This window comes from Micromonospora sp. NPDC049801 (assembly GCF_040656575.1).
GTDB lineage: Bacteria > Actinomycetota > Actinomycetes > Mycobacteriales > Micromonosporaceae > Micromonospora.
This window is the reverse complement of record NZ_JBFAMS010000016.1, coordinates 72,918-97,411: the sequence shown is the minus strand read 5'-3', so window position 1 is coordinate 97,411 and position 24,494 is coordinate 72,918. Positions and strand designations below refer to the sequence as shown.

Here is a 24,494-nt window from a genome sequence, read left to right as displayed (position 1 = left end):
GTCTAGTCTCACCACATCGACAATGCCTGTTGGGAGTCGAGCATGAAGGCCATGGCGTCCAGGTCATCCTCGGCGCGGCAGTCATGCCTCCACCGGTAGCGCGCGAGCGTGCGTCCTCTGCGCGGCGCGGAGGGCGGAGAGTTGGCTGTGGAACGAACTGTGGCGATTCTGGTCGAGGTTGAGCGGAAGCACGCACGACTGAATGAGTTCCTCCTCAAGCTTCCACGGCTGATCCGTGGCGCTCCACACGACCTGGGCGTGCTCGGCCATCCAGTCGGTGAGCCGTTTCTCGCCGTCTCGGCCAAAGGTCAGCCGGTTGCCGCTACCGACTCGGCGTAGCCCGATCTCAAGCTCGTCGGCGAGGAGCGAGCCGAGGGTCAGGCGTAGCGTCGACCCGGCAGCGTTGCCTCTGTAGTGATAGCGGATGCGACTGCGGATGGTCTGCCTGCTCGGGGGGCGGCCATTGCTCGGCGGTGCCTTCGGTGAGATGCCCACGTAAAGCAGCGTTGCCCCGTCCCGCTGATGGCAGCCAGGGACCGGGACCAGGGGTGGCGGCGATGCGAAATACCAGGCGTAGACGCCAGGTGCCGCCGGTATCGGACAGTTTCGTCCCTGGACATCCTCAGCCCGGTAAAGACGGGAGGGACGGAGTAATGCCTCCTCCGGGACCACTAATACTCCTCGGCACGGGATGCGCGGACGCGGGTTGGCAGGCTGAAGGCGTGCCGCTAGGGCTGTCCGGTTGACAACTCAGTGCCCACAGGAAAACCAGGGATGTCACCGTAGGTGCGGTCGGCCATGCGGCACTCTAGGGCACAGGAGCGACAGTCGGTCACGGTGTCACGTTCCGTTAAGCCGTAGTGAGACACCTTCGGTCGATGCGAGGCGCTGCAGGAAGTCAAGTTCTGAGATGACCTCGATCGAGTGGCCGGCCTCAAGGAGCGTGGCAGCCTTTTGGTGCTTGCTGCTGGTCTCGGCACCTGGCCTCAGGCGGCTGGGGTCCTGTTCGCCGATCACCAGCACGTTCGTCTTTTTCGAGACTCCAGCAACCGGCTGGCCTCCCACCTCGGCTACCAGGTGCCGTGCCTCATCGCGGCTCATGGTGAGCAGCGTGCCTGTGAAGCAGACCGTAAGCCCGTAGAAGGGACCATCTGGGTCGGCATCTGGGTTGGCGCCAGGGAGAGCAGATCGGGCCCTAGAGGTCGATGGAGGTTGGTAGCGGCAGCCCTTCCACTCGCCGCCGAAAAGAGCGCCGAACCTAGTCCTCGTAGCTTGTAGAAGCTCCGGCAGCGTGTCCACGCCGTGGGCGCGCTGCGCTGCGAGGGCGATAGTTGCCGCCGCCTGTGCGTCGGCCGCGGGATCGTGGTGGTCGAGAAACTGATGGCCAGCGGCTTCGGCGACCCAGGGGAGCGAGTACGAGATGAGCTGCCAGGTTCGACGGGCGACCACGAGGGTGCAGGCGTAGGTCAAGTTAGGCCAGGGCGAGTCCGTCAGATCGCATGCGTTCCTGATGACGCCCAAGTCGAAGGCGGCATTGTGAGCCACTACTGGCCGGTCATCGACAAAGTCAATGATCTCCTTGAGCGCTTGAGGCCAGTTGGGTGCGTTCTGGACATGCCGTGGGGTGATGCCATGCAGCGCCATGTTGAAGGGGGAGAAGTAGGCGGCCGAGGGCGGAGGCTGGATGTATGTGGTGTACCGCTCGCCAAGCATGCCGTCTTGCACTGCAACCATGGCAACGGCGCATGGGCTGCCGCGGTACTCGTTTGCCGTCTCAAAATCGATCGCCACCCATGATGTCATGATCAACGACCATAGTGTCGCTCGAAGTGCTGCTCGTTCCACCTTTCGGTCTGACCTCGGGTTCATCCACCTGCTCCATAGTCAGGCGGTCGTGCGAGGCCGCGATCGTCTGAGCGGCTGTCGCTGGTTAATCGACCGTCCAGCTGACTGGAGTCGTCGGAGGTTGTCGCTACGGTGGTCACCCCGTCGTCAATGATCAAGGACTCCCGATATGACTTCTGCCGTCGATGCCCCCGAGAACGAGCTCTCCATACCGTTGGACTACGTGCCAGGTGCACGCGGTCACGCCGTTCTGGCGATCGGACACGACGAAGCTGGTTCGGAGTCGCTGGCGGTGTGGCGACTTGGCGCGACCGGTCGTGCTGTGGGTGCCTGGGTTCTGCCGTTGAAGCAGCTGCAGCAGGATAACGAGTACTTTCAGCGGTTGATGGGCCTGCTGCGGGATAGATGCTTGGTCGACTGGGACACCGGTACTCCAGTTAGCGTGATCGATCGCCTCGCTGCCAACGTGCCGGCACAGCTGTCTGCCGCCCTCAAGCGGAACGTTGTGGCCATACCGGACCTGCTACAGGAGGTGACCGAGCAACGTGCGGCCATCGTCTTGGTGGCGGACGACTACCGGCGAACTGCGAAGTCGAAGGTAGCGCCGCTGGTCTGGCCCAGCGAGGTTCCAAGTGTGGCGGAACTGAGGGAGCTCACTGCCGGGGCCCGGCGGGCGGCAGCATCGCCGGTGGCGGCTAGTGCGCTTGCCCTTAGCGCCGGCTTGGCCCGGGTCGCGCAGCTGTGGCAGGACACCGAGCAGGTGCGCTGTCGCCGGCGATATCTCCGATCCTTGAGCGAGCCGCGGCTGCTTCCGCCTCGTTGGCTGTCGATATTGCAGGCAGCTGCTGGCACGTCTGAATAAGCAGACTAGGAGCGCTGGCGCTGGCGGCACTGCGTCAGCCGTAAGTCAGCAACCGTTCAGCGAGACCCAATGCCAAGCAAGATCCGACAGTGGTAGGCAGGGCATACAACGGCATCAGACGCATCCGTTGGAGCTCAACGCGAATCAAGATCTACATCACACCAAGAGGTCGCCATGAGACTGAACCAGGGGCTTGAGGCTGTACCGACCGCGAGCGTGGACACAGCCACGCTTTGGAGCGCCGTTGGTACCGTCACCAGCGCCCTCGCGGCACTCGCCGCTCTCGTCGTTGCCTACCTGGCCTATAGGACAACGCAAACTGCCGCTAGCTCAACTGCGGCGCTGACAAGGATTGAGGCGAGACGCATCTGGGCCGAGACACTTCCGCAATTCAAGATCACGGCCGAGGCTCAGTCGGACACGTACGCCATGCTTCATGTTGAGCTGGTAGGCCCTCCCAGCCTCGACCGCCTCGACCAGATCCAGCTCTCGGTCCGAGATGACTACCACGCTCGTGGGGCGTCACAAATCGCAGGTGGCCCTAGCGCGGATCAGGTTGCGAACCATGTCTGGGGGCCGTACCGATTCAGGCACGGCATCGACGGAGGGTCGGAGAACGGCCGCGATGTCGCGCCGTTCAGCCTCCCGCTTGGCGAGGGCACCGACTTCGCCATGGATCGGCAGCTCCCGCCCCTCTGGAACACAAGTGGCACGGAAGCTTCCTGGCGGCGCGACTACGCCGGCAAGTCCGTCCGCCTACTTCTGCGGTGCACCCGCGACGGTTTCGAGCCATGGACAGTCCCTGCCGAGGTCCTCGTTACTCCACTTCCGAAGCAGGAGATCCCAGCGCAGGCTTCTGCTCGTTCTGGGAGCTGACCCCGGCCCGACCCCAACGAGAGGCCAGAGCTGCGCCGGGGGGCACGTGAACTTGCAGGCCGAAGCCAGGCAAGGACGCCGCAAGGTTCTCTGGAAAGCGCCGTGGCCGATGCGGGCCCGCTCTGCGGTCCGTGCCCAGTCCAGTGGCGGCTGAACGTGCCTGCCGAGGCAGCGGAGATACAGCAGGGAAGTACAGCAACCGATCGAGCTGCAACCGCTACCACGCGGCCCCCACGAGCCAGCCGATCTCGAGGGCAGCCGGAGCGGACTGAACCGCCCGGAGCTACGGATTAGAAGGCGTCCTGCGGAGCCTCGCGGGCACGACGAGCGGGCCGACCCGTGGCTAGCGTTACAGCGAAGAGCTGCCCTCTACCCGACTCCCGGTCACGAGAGTCGAAGCGACGTTGACCAGCAGGTTGCAGACCATCACATCCACCCCTCCCACAAGAGCCGAGACCATCAGCAGCAGCACAAAAAAGACGGCGGGCAGCGTGGCCTTCATGATCTTAGTGAGCTTCCCGCGACCGGCAGGCACCAGCCGCCCCAGAGGGCTCGGGAATCGAGTACAAGGCAGCTCTTCAGGGGCATCGTACCCGGTCCCAACAGCCTCCCAGCCGAGCCGGCGGCGTGCGGCGAGTGTGCAACTTGTGGTGGCGATCACCGGTGAGGAGCGGTCAACCGCGGGCCACGGTCATGGGTGCGGTAGGACTACCCATAGCAAGATCCCCACCTGCGAATCCGCTGGTGGGGATCTCTGTAGCCCGGCGAAAGGCTATGTGGCCAGGGGCGGGGTCGAACCGCCGACCTTCCGATTTTCAGTCGGACGCTCGTACCAACTGAGCTACCTGGCCGTGTTGCTCGGCTCATGCTACCCGCCAGCAGATCGAGCTGCTGACAGGATCACACGCTCCGATACGCAGAACGCCGCGCGAGGCGCGGCGTCAGCGCTGCGGTCCTGACGGGACTTGAACCCGCGACCTCCGCCTTGACAGGGCGGCGAGCACTCCAACTGCTCCACAGGACCTAGCTTGTGTTGCTCCGGCTTGCGCCGGTCGTGCCCCCAACGGGATTCGAACCCGTGCTACCGCCTTGAAAGGGCGGCGTCCTGGGCCGCTAGACGATGAGGGCGGCCCCGCCATCATTGCACATTCGCAACTTCAAGCGGACTTGCTCCCATCCGGCCCCGCCGGAGGCTTGGAAAGCATACGTGATGCCTGGCCGGTCGACAAAACCGGTATGGCCGGGGCCGTCGGGGAGCGCATAACCGCAGGTCAGGGTCCATCTGCCTTGAGCCGGGTGATGCCGTAGCGGTGCTTCAGGTCGGCGATCAGGTGCGGGCAGGCGGCGAGCGTCGCGGCCCGGTTTCCGCCCCCGTCGTGCAGCAGCACGATGGAGCCGGGACGTGCCGAGTTGTGGACCCGGTTGGCGATCGTGGTGGCGGTCGGCTTGTCCCAGTCCTGTGGGTCGACGGCCCAGTGCAGGGGGTGCATGCCGAGCTCCTTGGCCACCGCGAGGACCTCTGGCGTCCACCGGCCACCGGGTTGGCGGTAGAAGGGCACCGGCGTGCCCGGGGCGGCCTTCTGGATGGCCTTGTTGGTGCGGGCCAGGTCGGCCTTGATGTCGGCGACCGGTCGACGGGCGAGGTCGAGGTCGTGCCGCCAGCTGTGGTTGCACAGTTGGTGGCCCTCCCGGACGATCCGCCGGATCAGCTCGGGGTGCCGCTGGGCCTCGAGGCCCACGACGCAGAAGGTGGCCGTCACGTGGGCCGCCTTCAGTTGGTCGAGCACCTTGGGCGTCCAGGCGGGGCTGGGCCCGTCGTCGAAGGTCAGCGCCACGGGCCGTACGCCGGTGTTGCGCCGGAGCCCGGCCGGGAGCTTCGCCGGCAGCGGTCGCAGCGGCGGTTTCGGCGGCTTGGTGCGGGTGGCGCTCGGGGTGGGCGTCGGCGTGGGGCTGGTGGTCGACTCGACGGGCAGCGGCGGCCCGGCGACGTGGATGGCAGTGTCTGGCTGGGCGCAACCGGACAAGACCAGCACCACGGCGAGGACGGACGCCAGGGCGGCGCGGGCTTGCATCTGTTCGCTCCCGGAGGGTCGGGGTGGGCGGACCACTCCGACGGTAGTGGAAGCGGCCGGGGAGCCGACAGGTCGGTCAGGCCTCTCGCGACTGGTCCAGCGAATCGCGGACCGCCACCGCCAGTGAGACCGCCTCGGCCAGGTCGACCGGCCGGACCACTCCGGCGGGCAGGCCATCGGCCCGCCAGCCCGGCCCGGCGGCGAGGATCAGCAGCGGGCGGCGGGGTGCGGCGAGCAGCGCGCTGAGTTGGTCCGGGTCGGCGGTGGCCCGGGTGTGTGACCAGAGGACCACGGCGGCCGGTCCGGTCCGGTTGACCGCCTCGACGAGGGCGGCCACCGGCACCCGGGCGCCCAGCATCCGGTAGCCCACCCCGGCCTCGGCGAGCGCGGCGGCCAGTGCCTCCAGGGGCAGGGTGTGCTGCTCCTCGTCGGCGCAGGAGAGCAGGATCCGGGCGGGCCCGGCGGGCGGGTTGGCCCGGCTGGCCGCGGCGAACGCCTCCGACACGCACCGGGAGACCAGGTGCTCCACCTCGATGAGGCCGGAGGTGGCGACATGCCGTTCGCCGATGCCGGCGAGCACCGGCCGCAGCAGGGTCTCCCAGGTGGCGACGACCCCGCTGGCGGCGATCGTGTGCGCGATCGTCTCGTTGATCACCGCCGCGTCCAGGCGCATGGCAGCGCGGGCCAGGCCCCGGGCCGCCGGGCCGGCGCGGCCCACCCCGACGGCGCCGCCGCCGTCGCGGCTCGCCGGACGGATCCGACCCCGGGGGACGGTGTCCAGGTGCGTGCGGTCCGGTCCCTGCCGGGCCCATTGAGCCGCCTCGGCCGGGCTGACGCCCTCGGCGGTCAGCCGCCGCATGGTTTCGAGGCGGGCCAGGTCGGCCGGCGTGTACCGGCGGTGATGGCCGGGCACGTGCTCGCTGGGCCCGAGCCCGTAGCGCTGGTGCCAGGTACGCAGCGTGGTGACCGCGACCCCCAGCCGGCGCGCCACGGCGCCCGCGCTCAACGCCTCATCGGCCACCCGACCGCTCCACCGCGTCGTCCGCCGGCGATCCGGGCGGGGTCGTGGTGGTGGAGCCGGGGGTGTCCGACGAGGACCCCGAGGGGCGCAACAGACGGTTCACCACCCCGCCCAGCCAGGGCGCGTACGAACGAGGGTCCCGGTCGAGGTCGGCTTCCAGGGCGGCCGGGTCGGCCCAGCGCAGCTCGGCCACCTCGTCCGGGTCGGGGCGCAGTGGTGCGACGGGCCGGAACTCGCCGCGCAGCACGTGGTCGTACTCGAACTCGACCCGACCGGTGGTGGGGTCCTCGGCGTAGTAGACGTAGACGCCCACCTGGGTCAGCTCGACCGGACCGGTGCCCAACTCCTCACGCAGCCGCCGGTTGGCCGCCTCGGTGAGCGACTCGCCCGGCCGGGGGTGGCCGCAGCAGGAGTTCGCCCACCGCAGCGGAAAGCGGGTCTTGACCGCGGCCCGTCGTTGCAACAGCACCTGGCCGTCCGGGTCGACGAGCATCACCGAGAATGCCCGGTGCAGTTGCCCCGGTGGTTGGTGTGCGGCGGCGACGGTGGTGTCGCCGTGGGCTCGCCCGTTGTCGTCGACCAGCTCGACGAGGTGGTCCTCGCGACTGCTCATCGTCCCTCCCCCGTGATCCGGCCGGCGGCCAGCTTGCCAGAGATCAACACCATCGGTACGCCCACGCCGGGTTGGGTGCCGGAGCCGACGAAGACGACGTTCGACAGGTGTCGGTGCAGGTTCGACGGGCGGAACGGCCCGGTCTGGAAGAGGGTGTGCGCGGCGGCGAACGGTGTGCCGGCGGCCATGCCCTGCTCGGCCCACTCGGCGGGGGTGATCGCCCGCAGCACCTCGACGCCGTCGCCGAACCCGACGTAGCCGCGCTCCTCCAGCGTCGCGATGAGCTGGTCGCCGTACCGCTGGGTCAGGTCGCCACGCCACTCGAAGGGCGCCCGATCGAGGTTCGGCACGGGCGCGAGCACGTAGTAGGTGTGCCGATCCGCTGGTGCCACCGACGGGTCGGTCCGGCTGGGATTGGTGACGAGCAGCGACGGATCGGTCATCAGCTCACCCCTGCGGATGACCTCATCGAAGGTGCCCTTCCACGCGCGTCCGAAGTGGATGTTGTGGTGGGCGATCTTCGCATAGCCCTGCCGCGAGCCGACGTGCAGGACGACGCAGGACGGCGAGTAGGTGAGGCGTCGCGCGGGCGCGGCGGGCAGCAGGTCCCGGTAGGCGACCGGCAGGTCCGGGTTGAGCACCACCACGTCCGCCGGCACCAGCTCGCCGTCGGCGGTCAGTACGCCGGTGGCCCGGCCGTTCGCGGTCTCCACCCGGGTCACCGTGGTGTCGTACCGGATCTGCACGCCGTGCTTCTCGGCCGCGCCGGCCATCGCGCGGGAGACCGCGTGGATGCCGCCCCGGGGGAAGTAGACCCCGGCAACCGAGTCGAGGTACGCGATGACCGCGTAGATGGCCAGCGCGTCGTGTGGGGCGAGCCCGGCGTACATCGCCTGGAAGGAGAAGATCCGCTGGGTGCGCGGGTCCCGGAAGAACTGGTTGATCTTGGTCTGGAGGCGGCGGAAGGCCCCACCGGTGAGCAGCTTGAGCAGGTTGCCGGTGAGCAGGTCGGTCGGCGCGTCCAGGTTGCGCTCGATGAAGTCGGCCCGCTCCAGCCGCCACAGCTCGCGCGAGTAGTCGACGAAGCGCAGGTAGCCGTCGGCCTCCCGGGGACCGCAGACCCGGGAGATCTCGGCGGCCATCCGGGTGGTGTCGGTGCGTACGTCGAGGGTCGACCCGTCCGGGTAGTACGCCCGGTACGCCGGGTCCAGCGGGGTCAGGTCGAGCCAGTCGCGCAGCTCCTCGCCGACGGCCCCGAGCGCCTCGGCGATGAGGTCGGGCATGGTGAGCACGGTCGGGCCGGTGTCGAACTCGTACCCGTCCACGGAGAGTCGGCCCGCGCGCCCGCCGGGGACCGGCTCGCGCTCCAGCACCGTCACCTGCCGGCCGCTGCCGGCGAGGTGCAGCGCACAGGCGAGCCCACCCAGCCCGGCGCCCACGACCACCACCCGGTCCGTCCGTCCCGTCACCGTCCGCACGTGACCACCTCCTCGAGATCCTCGGTCATCAGGCCCGCCGACTGGTGGCAGCGGTGGCCAACCCGGTCAGCGCGGTACGCGCCGTCCGGTCCACGGGCGCGCTGTCGAGCGCGGCCAGGGCATCGCCGACCCGCTCGGCGATCATCCGCTCCACCCGGGCCACCGCACCGGTCGCGGCGACCACGTCGGCGAGCCGTTCGACGGGTTCGCCGTCGGTCTGCTCCAGCGCCCGGAGCTGGCTCGGCGTGGCCAGTTGGCGGGCCAGCATGAGCAGCGTGGTGGGCTTGCCGACGCGCAGGTCGTCGCCGGCCGGTTTACCTGTCGACTCCGGGTCGCCGTAGACGCCGAGCAGGTCGTCGCGGAGCTGGAACGCCTCGCCGACGGCCAGGCCGTAGCGGGTGTACGCGGTGACCAGCGCGTCGTCGACCGTCACCCCGGCCAGGCGGGCGCCGAACAGCAGCGGTCGCTGCACGGTGTAGCTGGCGGTCTTGTAGCGCGCTACGCGCAGCGCCCGATCGACCGACCAGCTTTCCGGGTCGTTCTCGCCGAGCACGTCCAGGTACTGCCCCGCGACCGTCTCGACCCGCATCTGGTCGTAGCAGCGGCGGACCTCGAACAGCCTCGCCGGGGTGATGGCGGTGCGGGCGAGCAGCTTGTCGGCCCAGACCATGCAGAGGTCGCCGATCAGCACGGCGGCGGCCTCGCCGAACCGGTCCGGGTCGCCCCGGTGACCGGCGGCGACGTGCTGGGCGGCGAGCGCGACGTGTGCCGTGGGCCGGCCGCGACGGGTGGTGGAGGCGTCCATCACGTCGTCGTGGACCAGCGCGAAGGTGTGCAGCAGTTCGAGCGCGGCCAGCGCGGGCAGGACTGCGGGGAGCGGTTCGTCGCCACCGACGGCCCCGCGCCAGCCCCAGTAGCCGAACGTGGACCGGATCCGCTTTCCGCCCGATAGCACGGCCGCGCGTGCGGCGGACGCGAATCCGCCCATGGCTGCGTCGATCTCGGTGAGTGTGTCGACCTCGGCGGTGAGGAAGGTGGAGAGGGTCTCGTCGACCGCGGTGATCAGGTCCTGGGTGTAAGCGGCCAGGACAGCGCGGACCGGGTCGTCCCGCTCGCCTGGCTCCGTCGGCGCCACACGTACCGCGTTGCCCGCAACTGCGTCGTTGGCCATGTGGACGAGCGTACCCTAGGGTACGAGTTGCGTCGATTGGTGCGTCGATATTTGAGGAGGGCCCGTGGACACCGATCTCACCGCTGCCTATGACCGGTGCCGTGAGCTGCACAAACGTCACGGCCGCACCTACTATCTCGCCACCCGGCTGCTCCCCGCGTGGAAACGGCGACACGTGCACGCTCTCTACGGATTCACGCGGTACGCCGACGAGATCGTCGACAGCACCGAGGCCCTCCCACCTGCCGAGCGGGCCGCCCTGCTCGACGACTGGGCCAGCCGGTTCGTGGCTGGCCTGCACGGCGCGTCGGTTGACGACCCGCTGCTGCCGGCCGTGCTGCACACGATCGCCATCTTCGATCTGGACCGGGACGACTTCGCGTCGTTTCTCAAGAGCATGGCGATGGACCTGACGGTCACCTCGTACCCGACATACGACCACCTGCTCGACTACATGGAGGGTTCGGCGGCGGTGATCGGCACGATGATGTTGCCGATCCTGGGCAGCTCCGACCCGGCGGCGGCCCGCGAGCCGGCCCGGCAGCTCGGCTTCGCCTTCCAGCTCACCAACTTCATCCGGGACGTCGCCGAGGACCTCGACCGGGGCCGCACCTACCTCCCCGACGAGGACCTGGCGAAGTTCGGCGTCACCCGCGAGGAGCTGATCGAGGCCCGCGACCGAGGGCAGGGCACGCCCCGCACCCGCGAGTTGATCGAGTACGAGGTGACCCGGGCCCAGGCGCACTACGCCGCCGCCGCGCCCGGCATCACCATGCTCGCTCCCGCCTCGCAGGCGTGCATGCGCACGGCGTACGCGCTCTACGGCGGCATCCTCGACGAGGTGGCCGCGCAGGACTACGACGTGTTCGCCCGTCGCGCCCTGGTGCCGCAGCGGCGACGGATGGCGGTGGCCGCGCGTGCTCTGCTGACGTCGACGGGTACCCCGGTCACGATCCCGGGCCCGACGGTCCAGCCGGCGGCCCCGTGAGCGGGGGCACCGCGGTCGTGCTCTTCACCCGCGACCTGCGGGTACACGACCACCCGGCGCTGGCGACGACCTGCGCGGCGTTCGACCGGGTGGTGCCGTTGTACGTGCTCGACCCGACCCTGGCCGGGTTGTCGGCCAACCGCACCCGGTTCCTGCACCAGGCGCTCGCCGACCTGCGGGACGCGCTGCGCGAGCGCGGCGGCGACCTGGTGGTGCGGCGCGGCGACCCGGTGGCCGAGACGATCGGGCTGGCCGGCAAGGTCGGTGCCACCGCCGTGGCGCTCTCCGCCGACGTCAGCCACTACGCCCGCCGGCGGGAGCGCCGACTGCGGGCCGAGTGCGAGCGGCACCGGCTGCACCTGCGGCTCTTTCCGGGGCTGACGGTCGTCGAGCCGGGCGCCCTGCGGCCCGGCGGCGGAGGCGACCACTACCGGGTGTTCAGCCCCTACCACCGGGCGTGGGCCGCCGCCCGGTGGCGCGAGGAGTTGGCCGCGCCGCGCCGCATCGTGCTGCCCGACGGGGTGAGCGTGGGCGGGTTGCCGGCGCTGCCGGCGGGGGAGTCACCGGACGCGGCCGTCGGCGGCGAACGCGTCGCCCGGCAGCGGCTCGCCGACTGGCTGCCCGAGCTGGGCCGGTACGACGACCAGCACGACGACATGGCCGGCGACGACACCTCCCGCCTCAGCCCGTACCTGCGCTTCGGTTGCGTGTCGCCGATGTCGGTGGCCAACCGGGCCGGCGACCGGTCCGGTCCGTTCGTGCGGCAGATCTGCTGGCGCGACTTCTACTACCAGGTCACCGCCGCGTTCCCGCAGATCTCGACGGCCGCGTACCGGCGGGGCGCCACCGAAGAGTGGCGCTACGACGATGACGCCCGCACGGCCTGGGCCGAGGGCCGGACGGGCATGCCGATCGTGGACGCCGGGATGCGGCAGATGCGGGCCCAGGGTTGGCAGCACAACCGGGCCCGGCTGATCACCGCCGGTTACCTCACCAAGCACCTGGGGCAGGACTGGCGGGCCGGCGTACAGGTCTTCTTCCGCTGGCTCCTCGACGGCGACGTGGCCAACAACTCCGGCAACTGGCAGTGGGTCGCCGGCACCGGTAACGACACCAAGCCGTACCGGGGGTTCAACCCGGTCCGGCAGGCCGAGCGGTACGACCCGGCCGGCGACTACGTACGCCGGTGGGTGCCGGAGTTGGCGCAGGTGTCGGGCAAGGCCATCCACCAGCCGTGGAAGCTGCCCGACGACCTTCGCCGCACGCTTGACTATCCGCCGCCGCTCACCGTGCCCGGCACCGATCCGGTCTGGCTGCGCTGATCAGAGGCAGGAGTGCAGCACCTCGGCCAGCTCGTCGACCCGGTCGTGTTCGGCGAGCTGTGCCGTGACGTACGCGAGCGTGTAGCCGCGTACCGGGTCGGCCCAGGCGCTGCTGCCGCCGAGCCCGCCCATGCCCCAACTGAGGTCGGGTTCCCACTGCATGCCCAGCGTCCACCGGACCCGGCGGTCCAGCACCACGTCCGGGCCGTCGTACTGGACCCGGGTCGCCTCGTCGAGAAGGGCGGGGCTGAACAGCCGTACGCCGTCCAGGACGCCGCCGGCCAGCAGACCCGCGTAGAGCCGGCCCAGGCCGACGGAGGTGGCGTGCAGGTTGACCGCCGGCATCTCGGCACCCCGCCACAGCGGACTGTTCAGCACGGCGAGGTCCAGCCCACCGGACGGGTTGCCCAACGCCCTCGCCCGCAGGGTCTCCGGCTCGCCCAGCTTGCGGATCGGCCACTCCGGGTCGCCGTAGCGCAGGTCCGCGCAGCGCCGTTGGTCCGTCTCGGCCAGCCCGAACCCGAGGTCGAGCTGCCACGGGCCGGCGATCTCGTCGGCGAGGAAGCGGCCCACGCTGCGGCCGTCCACCCGGCGGACCAGCTCGCCCACCAGGTGGCCGTACGTCCAGGCGTGCTCGCCGGCCAGCGTTCCGGGCGGCCATTCGGGGTCGGCGGCGGCCAGGTCGCCGGCGAGCAGCGCCCAGTCCGCGACCGCGCTGGCCGGCCGGGGCACCGGGAACGCCGGCAGCCCGGCGGTGTGCGACAACACGTGCCGCACGGTGGCCGGGGTACGGAACTCCGGCCAGTACCGCTGCACGGGCGAGTCCAGGTCGACCCGGCCCCGGTCGACGAGTAGCAGCAGGCACAGCGCGGCCACCGGCTTACCGACCGAGTAGACGTTGACCAGCGTGTCCGGTCGCCACGGTTGGCCGGACGGCCCGTCACCGGCGCGGAACCCGCCCACCAGGTCGACCACCGGCTGGCCGTCGTACCAGATGGTGAGGCTGGCACCGGTCTCCCGGCCGGCGGTCAGCAGGTCGTGGAAGCAGTCCCGGACGGGGGCGAAGCGTGCGTGCATCGGATCACCGTAGGCGCTCCGGAGCGGTACGCCCGCCGACTTTCCGGACCCCGGTGGTCGGGACGGTGCCGTTGGGGGATGCTGTTCCGGTGGCGGAGCCGGAGCTGGTGGATGTTGTCGTGGTGGGCCTCGGGGTGGGCGGCGAGGAGGTGGCCGAGCGACTCGCCGAGGCCGGCCTGAGCGTCGTCGGTGTCGAGCGGGACCTCGTCGGCGGCGAGTGCCCGTACTGGGGCTGCATCCCGAGCAAGATGATGATCAGGGCCGCCAACGCGCTCGCCGAGGCGCGTCGGGTCGACGGGCTGGCGGGCACGGCGCAGGTCCAGCCGGACTGGGCGCCGGTGGCGAAGCGGATCCGCGAGGAGGCCACCGACACCTGGGACGACAAGGTCGCGGTCGACCGGTTCACCGGCAAGGGTGGCCGGTTCGTCCGGGGTAGTGGCCGGCTCGACGGCCCGGGGCGCGTCCGCGTCGGCGACCAGGTGTTCCAGGCCCGGCACGGCATCGTCCTGGGCACCGGCACCCGGCCCTCGGTGCCGCCGATCGACGGCCTGGCCGACACGCCGTACTGGACCAACCACCAGGCGATCGAGGTCGAGGAGCTGCCGGAGTCGCTGCTGGTGCTCGGTGGTGGCGCGATCGGGCTGGAACTGGCCCAGGTCTTCGCGCGCTTCGGCGTCCGCGTCACCGTGGTGGAGGCGTTGGACCGGGTGCTGGCCGTGGAGGAGCCGGAGGCTTCCGACGTTGCCGCCGCCGCGCTGCGCGCCGACGGCGTCGAGATCCACACCGGGGTACGCGCCGAACGGGTCGACCATGACGGTGACCGTTTCACGCTGCACGGCGGTGGTGGGGCGGAGTTCACCGCCGAGCGCCTGCTCGTCGTCACCGGGCGTCGGGCGCACCTGGAGGAGTTGGGGCTGGACACCGTCGGCGTCGACGCCGAGCAGCGTTACCTGCCGGTGGACGACCGGATGCACGTCACCGAGGGCATCTGGGCGGTGGGGGACCTGACCGGCGAGGGGGCGTTCACGCACATCGCCATGTACCAGGCGGCCATCGTGGTGTCCGACGTCCTCGCCCACTACCGGCAGGCGACCGCCGGCCCGGACGCGAGCGGGACGGCCAGCGTGGTCGGCGGTGCGATGGGTTCCTCCAGTTCGCTGGCCGCCAGCGGATCGAGCGGCTCGGCCGGTACCGTCCCGCGCGCCGACTACCGCGCGCTGCCCCGGGTGACCTTCACCGATCCCGAGGTCGGCGCCGTGGGGCTGACCGAGCGGCAGGCCCGCGAACGCGGGATCAACGTGCAGGTCGGGTTCACCAAGCTCAGCAGCTCGACCCGGGGCTGGATCCACCGGGTCGGCGACGAGGGCTTCATCAAGCTCGTCGCGGACGCCGACCAGGGCGTGCTGATCGGCGCGACGTCGGTCGGCCCGGCCGGTGGCGAGGTGCTGTCGGCGCTCGTGGTGGCGGTGCACGCGGCCGTGCCGCTGAGCCAACTACGGCACATGATCTACGCGTACCCCACGTTCCACCGGGCCATCGAGGACGCGCTGCGCGATCTGTCCTGACGACGAACCGGTTGAAGCCTGGCAAGCTGCGACAGTTGCACCGCAAAATCTGACCGTTTCACGGTTCAATTCTTTCATTTCTGTGACGTACGATTGCGGCCGTGACCAAGCGGTTGACTGAAGTTGCCAAGAAGGCGGGCGTCAGCGAGGCCACCGTCAGCCGGGTGCTCAACGGTCGGGACGGTGTCTCGGAGGCGACCCGGACGGCGGTGCTGACCGCGCTCGACGTGCTCGGCTACGAGCGGCCGACCAAGCTGCGCGGTGAGCGTGCCCGGCTGGTCGGGCTGGTGCTGCCCGAGTTGCAGAACCCGATCTTCCCGGCACTCGCCGAGGTGGTGACGGGGACGCTCGCCCAGCGCGGCTACACGCCGGCCCTGTGCGCCCGCACCATCGGCGGCGTGTCCGAGATGGACTACGTCGAGATGCTCCTCGACCACCAGGTGTCCGGCGTGATCTTCGCCGGCGGCTCGTACGCGCTCGCCGACGCCCGGCACGACCACTACCGACGGCTGACCGACCGGGGCCTCCCGGTGGTGCTGGTCAACGCCGGTGTGGACGAGCTGGGCTTTCCCCGGGTCTCGACCGACGACGCGGTGGCGGTGGAGCAGGCGTACGGGCATCTGCGCTCGCTCGGCCACGAGCGGATCGGGATGGTGCTCGGCCCGGAGGGGCACGTGCCGTCCCGCCGCAAGCTGGACGCGATGGTGCAGGCCGCCGACTGGAGTGACGCCGAACGGGAGTGCGTCGAGCGTTCCAGCTTCTCGATGGAGGGCGCGCGGGTCGCCGCGACGAAGCTGGTCGAGCGGGGCGTGACCGGCATCATCTGCGCCAGCGACGTCCTGGCTCTGGGCACGATCCGGGCCGCCCGGCGGCTGGGTCGTGCGGTGCCGACGGACATCTCGGTGGTGGGCTTCGACGACTCCGCGTTCATGACCTGCACCGATCCGCCGCTGACCACTGTCCGGCAGCCGATCGAGACGATGGGACAGGCGGCGGTGGACCTGCTGGTGACCCAGATCGAGGGTGTCGGCGTCCTGCAGGACGAGCTGCTGTTCGAGCCGGAGCTGGTGGTCCGCGGCTCGACCGCGCCCGCACCCCGCCGGTGATCGCGCTCCTGGCCCACTGACCGACCTTCCCGAAGGCCGTCGACCGCTCTCGCGGTCGACGGCCTTTTTGGTGCGCAAGTAGCCGCATAACGGGTGCAATCCCGCATCCTGTCGTCGTCTGTCGGCCCGATGTCGAGTCCTTTCAAAACCTCGTCGACACCTTGCTGAAATGAGTCGTGCTCGTTACAGTGACTCCACTCACACCTGGCTTCGGCGCAGCTACAGGGCGTCAGGTCGTATCACCGCAGATCAGCGCATCTCATGGAGACACCCGTTCCCGAAGGGATGGACAGATGTCCGTACCGCAATACCGAAGGGCTGCGACGCTGGCGCTCGTGGCCGGCCTGGGGTTCAGCCTCACGGCATGCTCCACGAAGAGTGACGACAAGGACTCGACCGCCGGCGGCAAGGTCACCATCACCGTCGACTGCCAGCCGGTCGGCGCGCAGAAAGAGCTGTTGAAGAACTGGAACGACGACGTTGCCGAGTTCCAGAAGCAGAACCCGGACATCGTCATCAAGAGCGTGAGCGTCGGCGAGCAGTGCAACAACCCGCCGGACTTCACCGCCCGCCTGGCCGGCGGCACCGTGACCGACGTGTTCTACGGGTACATGACGGATCTTCAGCAGGTGCTCGACTCCGGTCAGGCGATGGACATCTCCCAGTACGTCAACAAGGACACGATCTCCACCTGGGACAGCGTCGACCCGGCGCTCAAGGAGGTCTTCACCGACGGCGGCAAGCTCTACGCCGTACCGGTGAAGAACTACTCGATGGGCCTGGTCTACAACAAGGTCCTGTTCCAGCAGGCCGGGTTGGACGTCAACAACCCGCCCAAGACGTGGGGCGAGGTCCGGGCCGCCGCCAAGAAGATCTCGGCGCTCGGCAACGGCATCGCCGGCTATTCGGAGTACAGCGCCGGCAACACCGGCGGCTGGCACTTCACCTCGCTGCTCTACTCGCAGGGCGGCCAGGTGCTCACGGCCGACGGCAAGAAGGCCGACTTCAACAACCCGATGGGTAAGCAGGTCCTGCAGAACATCAAGGACATGCGGTACGGCGACAACAGCATGGGCTCCCGTCAGCTGCTCCAGTGGGGTGACCTGCTCACCAACGCCGGCGCGGGCAAGGTCGGCATGTTCATCGGCGCGCCGGACGCCACCCAGGCGATCGTCAGCCAGTTCCAGGGCAAGTTCCAGGACTGGGCGATGAGCCCGCTGCCCGGCCAGGACGGTCCGGCGAAGGGCACGCTCGGTGGCGGCGAGGGCTACTTCTTCAAGAAGGACCTCTCTCCCGAGCAGGTCAAGGCCGGTCTGAAGTGGATCGCGTACCAGAAGCTGACCCCCGGTAAGGGCCAGTTCGACTACGTGCGCGCCAAGCCGCAGAACTACCCGGTGGGTCTGCCGCAGCCGCTGCTGTTCGCCAACGGCAGTGAGGTGCAGAAGCAGGAACTCGAGCTGCGCAAGGCCAACGCCAACGTCGACACCACGAACTTCGCCCTCTTCGAGGCGACCCCGGTGCCGATCAAGGGCGAGCCGCGTAACGCCCAGGCGATCTACGCGGTGCTCGACGCCGCGATGTCCGGGGTGCTGACGAACCCGAACGCGAACATCGACGCGCTGCTCAAGACGGCCGAAGAAAAGGTCAACCAGCTCCTCGCCGCGGAGAGCTGATCCGCAGGTGTGGGGGCCGTCGCACCGGCCCCCACACCCCGGCGCCGAACCGTCCGCCCCACCGATCTCCGCAGGAGTGTGCCGTGGCGATCACCGCCGCCCCCCAGGCCCCCGGGAAACCGGGCCGCCCGATGCCGTCGTACGCGGCAGGGCCGAAGCAGCGTACGAGCCTCGGCCGCAAGGTACGGGACAACCTCACCGGGCACGCCTTCCTGATCGGCGCCGTGCTCTGCTTCCTGGTCTTCTCCTGGTACCCGATGGTCCGTGGCGTCGTCATGAGCTTCCAGCGGACCAGGCGCGGCGAGACGACCTGGGTGGGCTGGGACAACTACACCCGCCTCCTCGCCGACCCCAGCTTCTGGCCGGCATGGAAGAACACCTTCTACTTCACGCTGCTCGCGCTCGTGCTCGGGTACGCGGTGCCGTTCTTCGTGGCGATCCTGCTCAACGAGTTCCGGCACGCCAAGGGCTACCTGCGGATCCTGGTCTACCTGCCGGTGATGCTGCCGCCGGCCTCGGCCCTGTACCTCTTCAAGTTCTACGCGTACGACCCCAGCGAGGCCGGGCTGTTCAACGCGATCCTCAAGGCGCTGCACCTGCCGACGTCGCAGTGGATGCAGTCGCCGGAGATGACAATGCCGGCCATGGTGATCGCGTCCACCTGGATGAACATGGGCGGCGCTGTGCTGATCTACCTGGCGTCACTGCAGAACATCCCCGGCGAGCTGTACGAGGCCGCCGAGCTCGACGGGGCCGGGATCTTCAAGCGGATCCGCCACGTGACGATCCCGCAGACCCGGCTCATCCTCGCGCTCCTGGCGATGATCCAGATCGTCGCCACGATGCAGCTCTTCATCGAGCCACTGATCCTCGCCAACGGCGCGGGCGCGGAGGATTCCGCGACCACCGTGGCGTACCTCATCTACCAGCACGGGTTCTTCCAGAACGACCTCAACGGCGCGGCCGCACTCGGCGTGCTCATGCTCGTGGTGCTGGCCGGCTTCTCCGCCGTGTACGTGCGGCTGACTGCGAAACAGGACTAGGACGGCGCGCAATGGCACAGGACTCCGGAACCCGGACCCTCATCTCGCATGCCCAGATCAGCCGAGGGCGCGGGCGGGTCATCTACTGGACGCTGCTGGTCGTCGTCGTGACGGCGTTCACGCTCGTCTTTATCGGGCCGCTCTACTGGATGGTCACCGGCGCGCTCAAGTCCGGCCAGGAGATCGCGCAGACCCCACCCACGCTGTTCCCGAAGGACCCGCAGCCGCAGAACTACATCGACGCCTGGAACAACCTGGAACTCGCCAAGCTGCTGTTCAACACGTTCTACTACGCGATCGGCGCGGTGCTGTTCCAGCTTGTCCTCGACGCGGCCGCCGCGTACTCGTTGTCGAAACTGCGACCGATCTTCGGCAACGTGATTCTCGGGCTGATGCTCGCCACGCTGATGATTCCGGCAATGGTGCTCATCGTCCCCCAGTACGTGACCGTGATCGACCTGCCGATCCTGCACATCAACCTGCTCGACTCGCCGTTCGCCATCTGGCTGCCGCTGGTGGCGAACGCATTCAACATCTTTCTGCTGAAGCGATTCTTCGATTCGATTCCCGAAGAATTGATGGCGGCGGCCCTGGTCGACGGGGCGACGTCGCTGCGGACGCTCTGGTCGATCATCCTGCCGATGTCCCGCCCGATCCTCGGCGTCGTCGCGATCCTGGCCATGACGGCGGTCTGGAAGGACTTCCTCTGGCCGAAGCTGGTCATGCCCTCACCGGAGACCCGGACGGTCAGTGTCGGCATCTACTCCTTCGCGGGCGGTACGCCCATGAACATCGTGATCGCCGCGTCGGTCATCGCCGCCATCCCGACCGTTATCGTCTTCCTGATCTTCCAGCGGAACATCATGTCTGGCCTGACCGCCGGCAGCATCAAGGGATAGCCACCACCGAAGACAGCGGAGCGAACAACGGCCGTTCGTCCGACACACAATCGCCACCGGCGTACCCGGCGACGTACTGACGCAGAAAGCAGGTGCTCGTGTCCACAGCAGACAGCAGTCCGTGGTGGCGTGGAGCCGTTATCTATCAGGTGTACCCACGCAGCTTCGCCGACGGCAATGGTGACGGCATCGGTGACATCGCAGGTATCCGCTCCCGCCTGAACCACCTGTCCGCGCTTGGCATCGACGCGATCTGGTTCAGTCCCTGGTATCCGTCGCCGATGGCCGACGCCGGGTACGACGTGTCCGACTACCGCGACATCGATCCGGTCTTCGGCACGCTCGCCGAGGTCGAGGCGCTGATCGCGGAGGCGCACGAGCTGGGCATCCGGACGATCGTCGACGTGGTGCCCAACCACTGCTCCGACGCGCACCCGTGGTTCCAGGCCGCGCTGGCCGGCGGTCCGGGGGCGCCCGAGCGGGACCTGTTCTGGTTCCGCCCCGGGCGGGGCCCGAACGGCGACCAGCGGCCCACCGACTGGGTGGGTGAGTTCGGCGGCGAGACGTGGACCCGCACCACCAACCCGGACGGCACGCCCGGCGACTGGTACCTGCACCTCTTCGCCCCCCAGCAGCCGGACTTCAACTGGGACCACCCCCGGGTACGGGCCGAGTTCGAGGACATCCTGCGGTTCTGGTTCGACCGGGGCGTCGACGGCATCCGGATCGACTCCGCCGGCCTGCTCGTGAAGGACGGGACGCTGCCCGAGGTCGAGCCGGACCGGCCGCACCCGTTCCACGACCTCGACGGGGTGCACGACATCTACCGGGGCTGGCGGCGGGTCGCCGACTCGTACGCCGACCGCGCGCTGATCGGTGAGGTGTGGTTGCCGGACCGGCAACGGTTCGCCAACTACCTGCGCCCCGACGAACTGCACGCCGCGTTCAACTTCGACTTCCTCGGCTGCGCCTGGGACGCCTCCGCGCTGCGGGAGAGCATCGACGGCACGCTGAGCGCGCACGCGCCGGTCGGCGCGCCCGCCACCTGGGTGCTCTCCAACCACGACGTGACCCGGCACGTCACCCGCTACGGCCGGGCGGACACCACGTTCAGCTTCGCCGCGAAGCGCGAGGGGATCCCCACCGACCTGGAGCTGGGCACCCGGCGGGCGCGGGCCGCCGCGCTGCTGTCACTGTCGCTGCCCGGCGCCGCCTACGTCTACCAGGGCGAGGAGCTGGGGCTCTGGGAGGTCGAGGACATCCCGTACGCGATGCGGCAGGACCCGATGTGGGAACGCTCCGGACGGGTCGACCCCGGGCGGGACGGCTGCCGGGTGCCGCTGCCCTGGGCCGGTGACGAGCCGCCCTTCGAGTTCAGCCCCGAAGGCTCGGCGGCGCCCTGGTTGCCCCAGCCGGCCGACTGGAAGGACCGGACGGCGCTGGCGCAGACCGGCGACGCGGCCTCGATGTTGGAGCTGTACCGGGAGGCCATCCACGTCCGGCGCGCCGAGGCGGCGCTCGGCGACGGCGAGTTGACCTGGCTGCCCGCCCCGGACGGCGTGCTGGCCTTCAGCCGCGGCGGCGGCTTCCACTGCCTCGTCAACCTCACCGACGCGGCGGTGCCGATGCCCGTCGACGGGGAGGTGCTGCTGGCCAGCGGCCCCCTCGACGACGGGCTGCTGCCGTCGGACACCGCCGTCTGGCTGCGTACCCCCGACGAGGCCGACGGACCGCGCGCGGACGCCGCCGCCCTGACCTGACCCGACGTGGTGCCGGCGGTCCCGTCCCGACCGCCGGCACCACACCACCCGCCCACCGCGCCCACGAAGGGAGTACGAGGGACCGCCACACCGCACCGACACGGGGGACCTGGCCTGCCTGACGAAAGGGAGAGCGCAGCTCATGGCCAACCACACCACCGGCACTCCGCCCCACCTTCGACACCCGGCCCGGGCAGGGTTGGCCGCCATCGCCGCCACCCTGCTCGCGGCCACCACCCTGACCACCCTCGCGGTCACCGGCAGTGCCACCCCGGCCTCGGCGGCCGGGTTGTCCCCCTTCGACATCTCCGGCCGGGGCGCCACCGTCCCCTTTCTTGAGCAGGAGGCGGAGAAGGCCGCGCACAACGGCACGAAGATCGGCCCGGACCGGCGCTACGGCACGCTGCCGTCGGAGGCGTCCGGCCGGGAGGCGGTCACCCTCGACGCCGTCGGTGAGTACGTCGAGTTCACGCTCACCGCTCCGGCCAACGCGGTCACCTTCCGGTACAGCCTGCCGGACAACTCCTCGGGCACGGGCCGGGACGCCACCATCGACCTGCGGGCCAACGGCAACCTGCTGAAGTCGGTCCCGGTCACGTCGAAGTACGGCTGGTACTACGGCGGCTACCCGTTCAACAACAACCCGGGCGACACCAACCCGCACCACTTCTACGACGAGACCCGGGCGTTGTTCGGCAGCACCCAGCCGGCCGGCACGAAGATCCGGTTGCAGGTCTCCTCGACCGCCCAGTCACCCACCTTCACGATCGACCTGGCCGACTTCGAGGTGGTCGCGCCGATCGCGAAGCCCTCCGGTGTCATCGATGTGGTCACCGACTTCGGCGCGGACCCGACCGGCGCGACCGACTCGACCGCTAAGTTCCAGGCGGCGGTCGACGCCGGCAAGGCCCAGGGCCGGGCGGTCTGGATCCCGACCGGCACGTTCACCCTCTGGGACCACGTGGTGGTCGACGGGGTGACCCTGCGCGGCGCCGGCCCCTGGTACTCGGTGCTCGGCGGCCGGCACCCCACCGACCGCAAGCGGGCTGCCGGCATCTACGGCAAGTACGTCCCCGGCGGCGGCTACACCGGTGAGATCCGGTCGCACGAGGCGAACGGGCCGAGCCGCAACGTCACCCTGCGGGACTTCGCCATCATCGGCGACATCCGCGAGCGGGTGGACGACGACCAGGTCAACGCGCTGGGCGGGGCGATGACCAACTCGGTGGTGGACAACCTCTGGTTGGAGAACACCAAGGTCGGCGCGTGGATGGACGGGCCGATGGACAACTTCACCATCCGCAACAGCCGGATCCTCGACCAGACCGCGGACGGGGTGAACTTCCACACCGGCGTCACCAACTCGACGGTGACCAACACGTTCGTCCGCAACACCGGCGACGACGCGCTCGCCATGTGGGCGCAGAGCGTGCCGAACGTCAACAACTCGTTCACGCACAACACCATCGGTGTGACGCTGCTGGCGAACCACCTGGTCAGCTACGGCGGCCGGGACATCAAGATCACTGACAACGTGACGGCCGACTCGCTGACCAACGGCGGCGGCATCCACGTCGCCAACCGCTACCCGGGTGTGCAGGGCGACACCGCCGTCCGGGGCACCTGGACGATCGCCCGGAACACGCTGATCCGCAACGGCAACTCGGACTACAACTGGAACTTCGGCGTCGGGGCGATCTGGTTCTCCGCCCTGAACGAGGCGTTCCAGCAGGCCACCATCAACATCACCGACACCGACATCCTGGACAGCTCGTACGCGGCGCTGCACTGGATCGAGGGTCAGACCAGCGGCATCAACCTCACCAACGTCCGGATCGACGGCGCCGGCACGTACGCGCTCCAGGTGCAGGCACCCAGCCAGGTGTCGTTCACCAACGTGCGGGCCACCAACATCGCCCAGAGCAACCCGATGCACAACTGCGTGGGTGGCGGCTTCCAGATCACCCAGGGCTCGGGCAACTCGGGCTGGTACACCTCGACCCCGTACTGCGGCCCGTGGCCGGAACCGCAGTGGGGTGGTGGGCCCAGCACCCCGCCGACCACCGGCCCGACCACCGCGCCGCCCACGACCGCGCCGCCGACCACCGCGCCGCCGACCACCGCGCCCCCGACGACCCCGCCGCCCACCGGTGGGAACCTGGCGCTGAACCGGTCGACGGTCGCGACCAGCACCAACCAGAGCTACACGGCGGGCAACGTGGTGGACGGCAACGCCTCGACCTACTGGGAGAGCGCCAACAACGCCTTCCCGCAGTCGGTCACCGTCGACCTGGGCGCGGTCCGCTCGGTCGACCGGGTGGTGCTCAAGCTGCCCGCCGGCTGGGAGCAGCGCACCGAGACACTGTCGGTGCTCGGCTCCACGGACGGCTCGTCGTACGGCACGCTGGCGTCGTCCGCCGGTCGGGTCTTCGCACCCGGCTCGGGCAACACCGTGTCGATCGGGCTGCCCTCCGGTGACCGCCGCTACATCCGGGTCACCGTGACCGGCAACACCGGCTGGCCGGCCGCGCAGCTCAGCGAGGTCGAGGTGTACGGCGGCACGCAGACCACGGCCCCGCCCACCACCGCGCCCCCGACGACCACCCCGCCCCCGACCACGCCGGCCCCCACCGGCAACCTGGCGGCGGGGCGGTCGATCACCGAGACCAGCCACTCCGACGTCTACGCCGCGCCCAACGCGGTGGACGGCAACGCGAACACCTACTGGGAGAGCGCCAACAACGCCTTCCCGCAGTCGCTGACCGTCGACCTGGGCGCGGCCCGAACGGTGTCCCGGGTCGTACTGAAGCTGCCGCCGTCGTCGGCCTGGCAGACGCGCACGCAGAACCTGGCGGTGCTCGGCTCCACCGACGGCTCGTCGTTCAACACCCTCAAGACATCCGCCGGCTACACCTTCAACCCGTCCAGCGGCAACACGGTCACCGTGACCTTCACGGCGACCAGCCAGCGGTACCTGCGCCTGACCGTCACCGGCAACACGGGCTGGCCCGCCGGTCAGCTCAGCGAGTTCGAGGTCTACTCCAGCTAGGCCGACGGCCCCCGCCCGACCAGGGCGGGGGCCACCGCACCGTCCCCCACCTGTCGCGGCACGACGGGCGTACC

The 24,494-nt window shown here is 69.7% G+C and carries 19 protein-coding genes and 3 tRNA genes; 10 read left to right on the top strand and 12 right to left on the bottom strand.

Going from position 1 to position 24,494, the window contains the following annotated elements:
* Positions 1-81: 81 nt before the first annotated feature.
* Positions 82-672 (bottom strand): GIY-YIG nuclease family protein, encoded by a 591-nt coding sequence (locus tag AB0I89_RS26355; RefSeq protein ID WP_357132081.1) that lies wholly within the window; start codon positions 670-672, stop codon positions 82-84.
* 168 nt (positions 673-840) lie between these two features.
* Positions 841-1,803, bottom strand: a complete 963-nt coding sequence (locus AB0I89_RS26350; RefSeq protein ID WP_357132078.1) for an exonuclease domain-containing protein — start codon at positions 1,801-1,803, stop codon at positions 841-843.
* Positions 1,804-2,014: 211 nt separating this feature from the next.
* Here AB0I89_RS26350 and AB0I89_RS26345 point away from each other — a divergent pair, with 211 nt between their 5' ends.
* On the top strand, positions 2,015-2,707 hold the full coding sequence (locus tag AB0I89_RS26345; RefSeq protein ID WP_357132075.1) for a DUF6218 family protein: 693 nt from the start codon (positions 2,015-2,017) through the stop codon (positions 2,705-2,707).
* A 1,225-nt stretch (positions 2,708-3,932) separates the two neighbouring features.
* Here the strand turns inward: AB0I89_RS26345 and AB0I89_RS26340 are convergent.
* The 9 genes from AB0I89_RS26340 to AB0I89_RS26300 form a co-directional block, all read right to left on the bottom strand.
* The gene (locus tag AB0I89_RS26340; RefSeq protein ID WP_357132072.1) at positions 3,933-4,085 is read right to left on the bottom strand and encodes a hypothetical protein; all 153 of its coding nucleotides are present in this window, start codon (positions 4,083-4,085) and stop codon (positions 3,933-3,935) included.
* 275 nt (positions 4,086-4,360) lie between these two features.
* A tRNA-Phe gene (locus AB0I89_RS26335) sits at positions 4,361-4,434 on the bottom strand.
* A 99-nt stretch (positions 4,435-4,533) separates the two neighbouring features.
* A tRNA-Asp gene (locus AB0I89_RS26330) sits at positions 4,534-4,607 on the bottom strand.
* A 31-nt stretch (positions 4,608-4,638) separates the two neighbouring features.
* A tRNA-Glu gene (locus AB0I89_RS26325) sits at positions 4,639-4,711 on the bottom strand.
* Between the two features lie 143 nt (positions 4,712-4,854).
* Complete coding sequence (locus AB0I89_RS26320) at positions 4,855-5,655, bottom strand: polysaccharide deacetylase family protein (RefSeq protein ID WP_357132069.1); 801 nt, start codon at positions 5,653-5,655, stop codon at positions 4,855-4,857.
* A gap of 76 nt (positions 5,656-5,731) precedes the next feature.
* Positions 5,732-6,676 (bottom strand): MerR family transcriptional regulator, encoded by a 945-nt coding sequence (locus AB0I89_RS26315; RefSeq protein WP_357132066.1) that lies wholly within the window; start codon positions 6,674-6,676, stop codon positions 5,732-5,734.
* Positions 6,666-7,289: an isopentenyl-diphosphate Delta-isomerase gene (gene idi / locus AB0I89_RS26310; protein ID WP_357132063.1), complete on the bottom strand. Its 624-nt coding sequence runs from the start codon at positions 7,287-7,289 to the stop codon at positions 6,666-6,668. Before idi ends, AB0I89_RS26315 begins: the two co-directional genes overlap by 11 nt.
* On the bottom strand, positions 7,286-8,767 hold the full coding sequence (gene crtI, locus AB0I89_RS26305) for a phytoene desaturase family protein (RefSeq protein WP_357132060.1): 1,482 nt from the start codon (positions 8,765-8,767) through the stop codon (positions 7,286-7,288). Before crtI ends, idi begins: the two co-directional genes overlap by 4 nt.
* Positions 8,768-8,795: 28 nt before the next feature.
* Positions 8,796-9,938 (bottom strand): polyprenyl synthetase family protein, encoded by a 1,143-nt coding sequence (locus AB0I89_RS26300; protein ID WP_357132057.1) that lies wholly within the window; start codon positions 9,936-9,938, stop codon positions 8,796-8,798.
* A 64-nt stretch (positions 9,939-10,002) separates the two neighbouring features.
* Between AB0I89_RS26300 and AB0I89_RS26295 the strand changes: the two genes are divergently transcribed.
* Positions 10,003-10,926: a phytoene/squalene synthase family protein gene (locus tag AB0I89_RS26295; protein WP_357132054.1), complete on the top strand. Its 924-nt coding sequence runs from the start codon at positions 10,003-10,005 to the stop codon at positions 10,924-10,926.
* Entirely contained in the window at positions 10,923-12,248 is a 1,326-nt protein-coding gene (locus AB0I89_RS26290) for a deoxyribodipyrimidine photo-lyase (protein WP_357132051.1), read from the top strand. The genes AB0I89_RS26295 and AB0I89_RS26290 overlap by 4 nt, the downstream gene beginning before the upstream one ends.
* On the opposite strand, the gene AB0I89_RS26285 is transcribed toward AB0I89_RS26290, so the two are convergent.
* Entirely contained in the window at positions 12,249-13,325 is a 1,077-nt protein-coding gene (locus AB0I89_RS26285; RefSeq protein WP_357132048.1) for a serine hydrolase domain-containing protein, read from the bottom strand.
* Positions 13,326-13,414: 89 nt separating this feature from the next.
* On the opposite strand from AB0I89_RS26285, the gene AB0I89_RS26280 reads away from it, so the two are divergent.
* The 7 genes from AB0I89_RS26280 (at position 13,415) to AB0I89_RS26250 (ending at position 24,420) form a co-directional block, all read left to right on the top strand.
* Positions 13,415-14,890: an FAD-dependent oxidoreductase gene (locus AB0I89_RS26280; RefSeq protein WP_357132045.1), complete on the top strand. Its 1,476-nt coding sequence runs from the start codon at positions 13,415-13,417 to the stop codon at positions 14,888-14,890.
* Between the two features lie 101 nt (positions 14,891-14,991).
* On the top strand, positions 14,992-15,996 hold the full coding sequence (locus tag AB0I89_RS26275) for a LacI family DNA-binding transcriptional regulator (protein ID WP_357132041.1): 1,005 nt from the start codon (positions 14,992-14,994) through the stop codon (positions 15,994-15,996).
* Between the two features lie 293 nt (positions 15,997-16,289).
* Positions 16,290-17,669, top strand: a complete 1,380-nt coding sequence (locus AB0I89_RS26270) for an extracellular solute-binding protein (RefSeq protein WP_357132038.1) — start codon at positions 16,290-16,292, stop codon at positions 17,667-17,669.
* Between the two features lie 83 nt (positions 17,670-17,752).
* On the top strand, positions 17,753-18,712 hold the full coding sequence (locus AB0I89_RS26265) for a sugar ABC transporter permease (RefSeq protein ID WP_357132035.1): 960 nt from the start codon (positions 17,753-17,755) through the stop codon (positions 18,710-18,712).
* Between the two features lie 11 nt (positions 18,713-18,723).
* Positions 18,724-19,611 (top strand): carbohydrate ABC transporter permease, encoded by an 888-nt coding sequence (locus AB0I89_RS26260; protein ID WP_357132032.1) that lies wholly within the window; start codon positions 18,724-18,726, stop codon positions 19,609-19,611.
* Positions 19,612-19,709: 98 nt separating this feature from the next.
* Positions 19,710-21,371, top strand: coding sequence for a glycoside hydrolase family 13 protein (locus AB0I89_RS26255; protein ID WP_357132029.1), 1,662 nt, complete (start codon positions 19,710-19,712; stop codon positions 21,369-21,371).
* Positions 21,372-21,513: 142 nt separating this feature from the next.
* Positions 21,514-24,420, top strand: coding sequence for a discoidin domain-containing protein (locus AB0I89_RS26250; RefSeq protein ID WP_357132026.1), 2,907 nt, complete (start codon positions 21,514-21,516; stop codon positions 24,418-24,420).
* Positions 24,421-24,494 lie beyond the last annotated feature (74 nt).

Bases quoted from the DNA above. Each gene is read 5' to 3' on its own strand.
- AB0I89_RS26350 (WP_357132078.1), bottom strand. From the start codon at position 1,803: ATGACATCATGGGTGGCGATCGATTTTGAGACGGCAAACGAGTACCGC.
- AB0I89_RS26345 (WP_357132075.1), top strand. From the start codon at position 2,015: ATGACTTCTGCCGTCGATGCCCCCGAGAACGAGCTCTCCATACCGTTG.
- AB0I89_RS26340 (WP_357132072.1), bottom strand. From the start codon at position 4,085: ATGAAGGCCACGCTGCCCGCCGTCTTTTTTGTGCTGCTGCTGATGGTC.
- AB0I89_RS26320 (WP_357132069.1), bottom strand. From the start codon at position 5,655: ATGCAAGCCCGCGCCGCCCTGGCGTCCGTCCTCGCCGTGGTGCTGGTC.
- idi (WP_357132063.1), bottom strand. From the start codon at position 7,289: ATGAGCAGTCGCGAGGACCACCTCGTCGAGCTGGTCGACGACAACGGG.
- AB0I89_RS26300 (WP_357132057.1), bottom strand. From the start codon at position 9,938: ATGGCCAACGACGCAGTTGCGGGCAACGCGGTACGTGTGGCGCCGACG.
- AB0I89_RS26285 (WP_357132048.1), bottom strand. From the start codon at position 13,325: ATGCACGCACGCTTCGCCCCCGTCCGGGACTGCTTCCACGACCTGCTG.
- AB0I89_RS26270 (WP_357132038.1), top strand. From the start codon at position 16,290: ATGTCCGTACCGCAATACCGAAGGGCTGCGACGCTGGCGCTCGTGGCC.
- AB0I89_RS26260 (WP_357132032.1), top strand. From the start codon at position 18,724: ATGGCACAGGACTCCGGAACCCGGACCCTCATCTCGCATGCCCAGATC.
- AB0I89_RS26250 (WP_357132026.1), top strand. From the start codon at position 21,514: ATGGCCAACCACACCACCGGCACTCCGCCCCACCTTCGACACCCGGCC.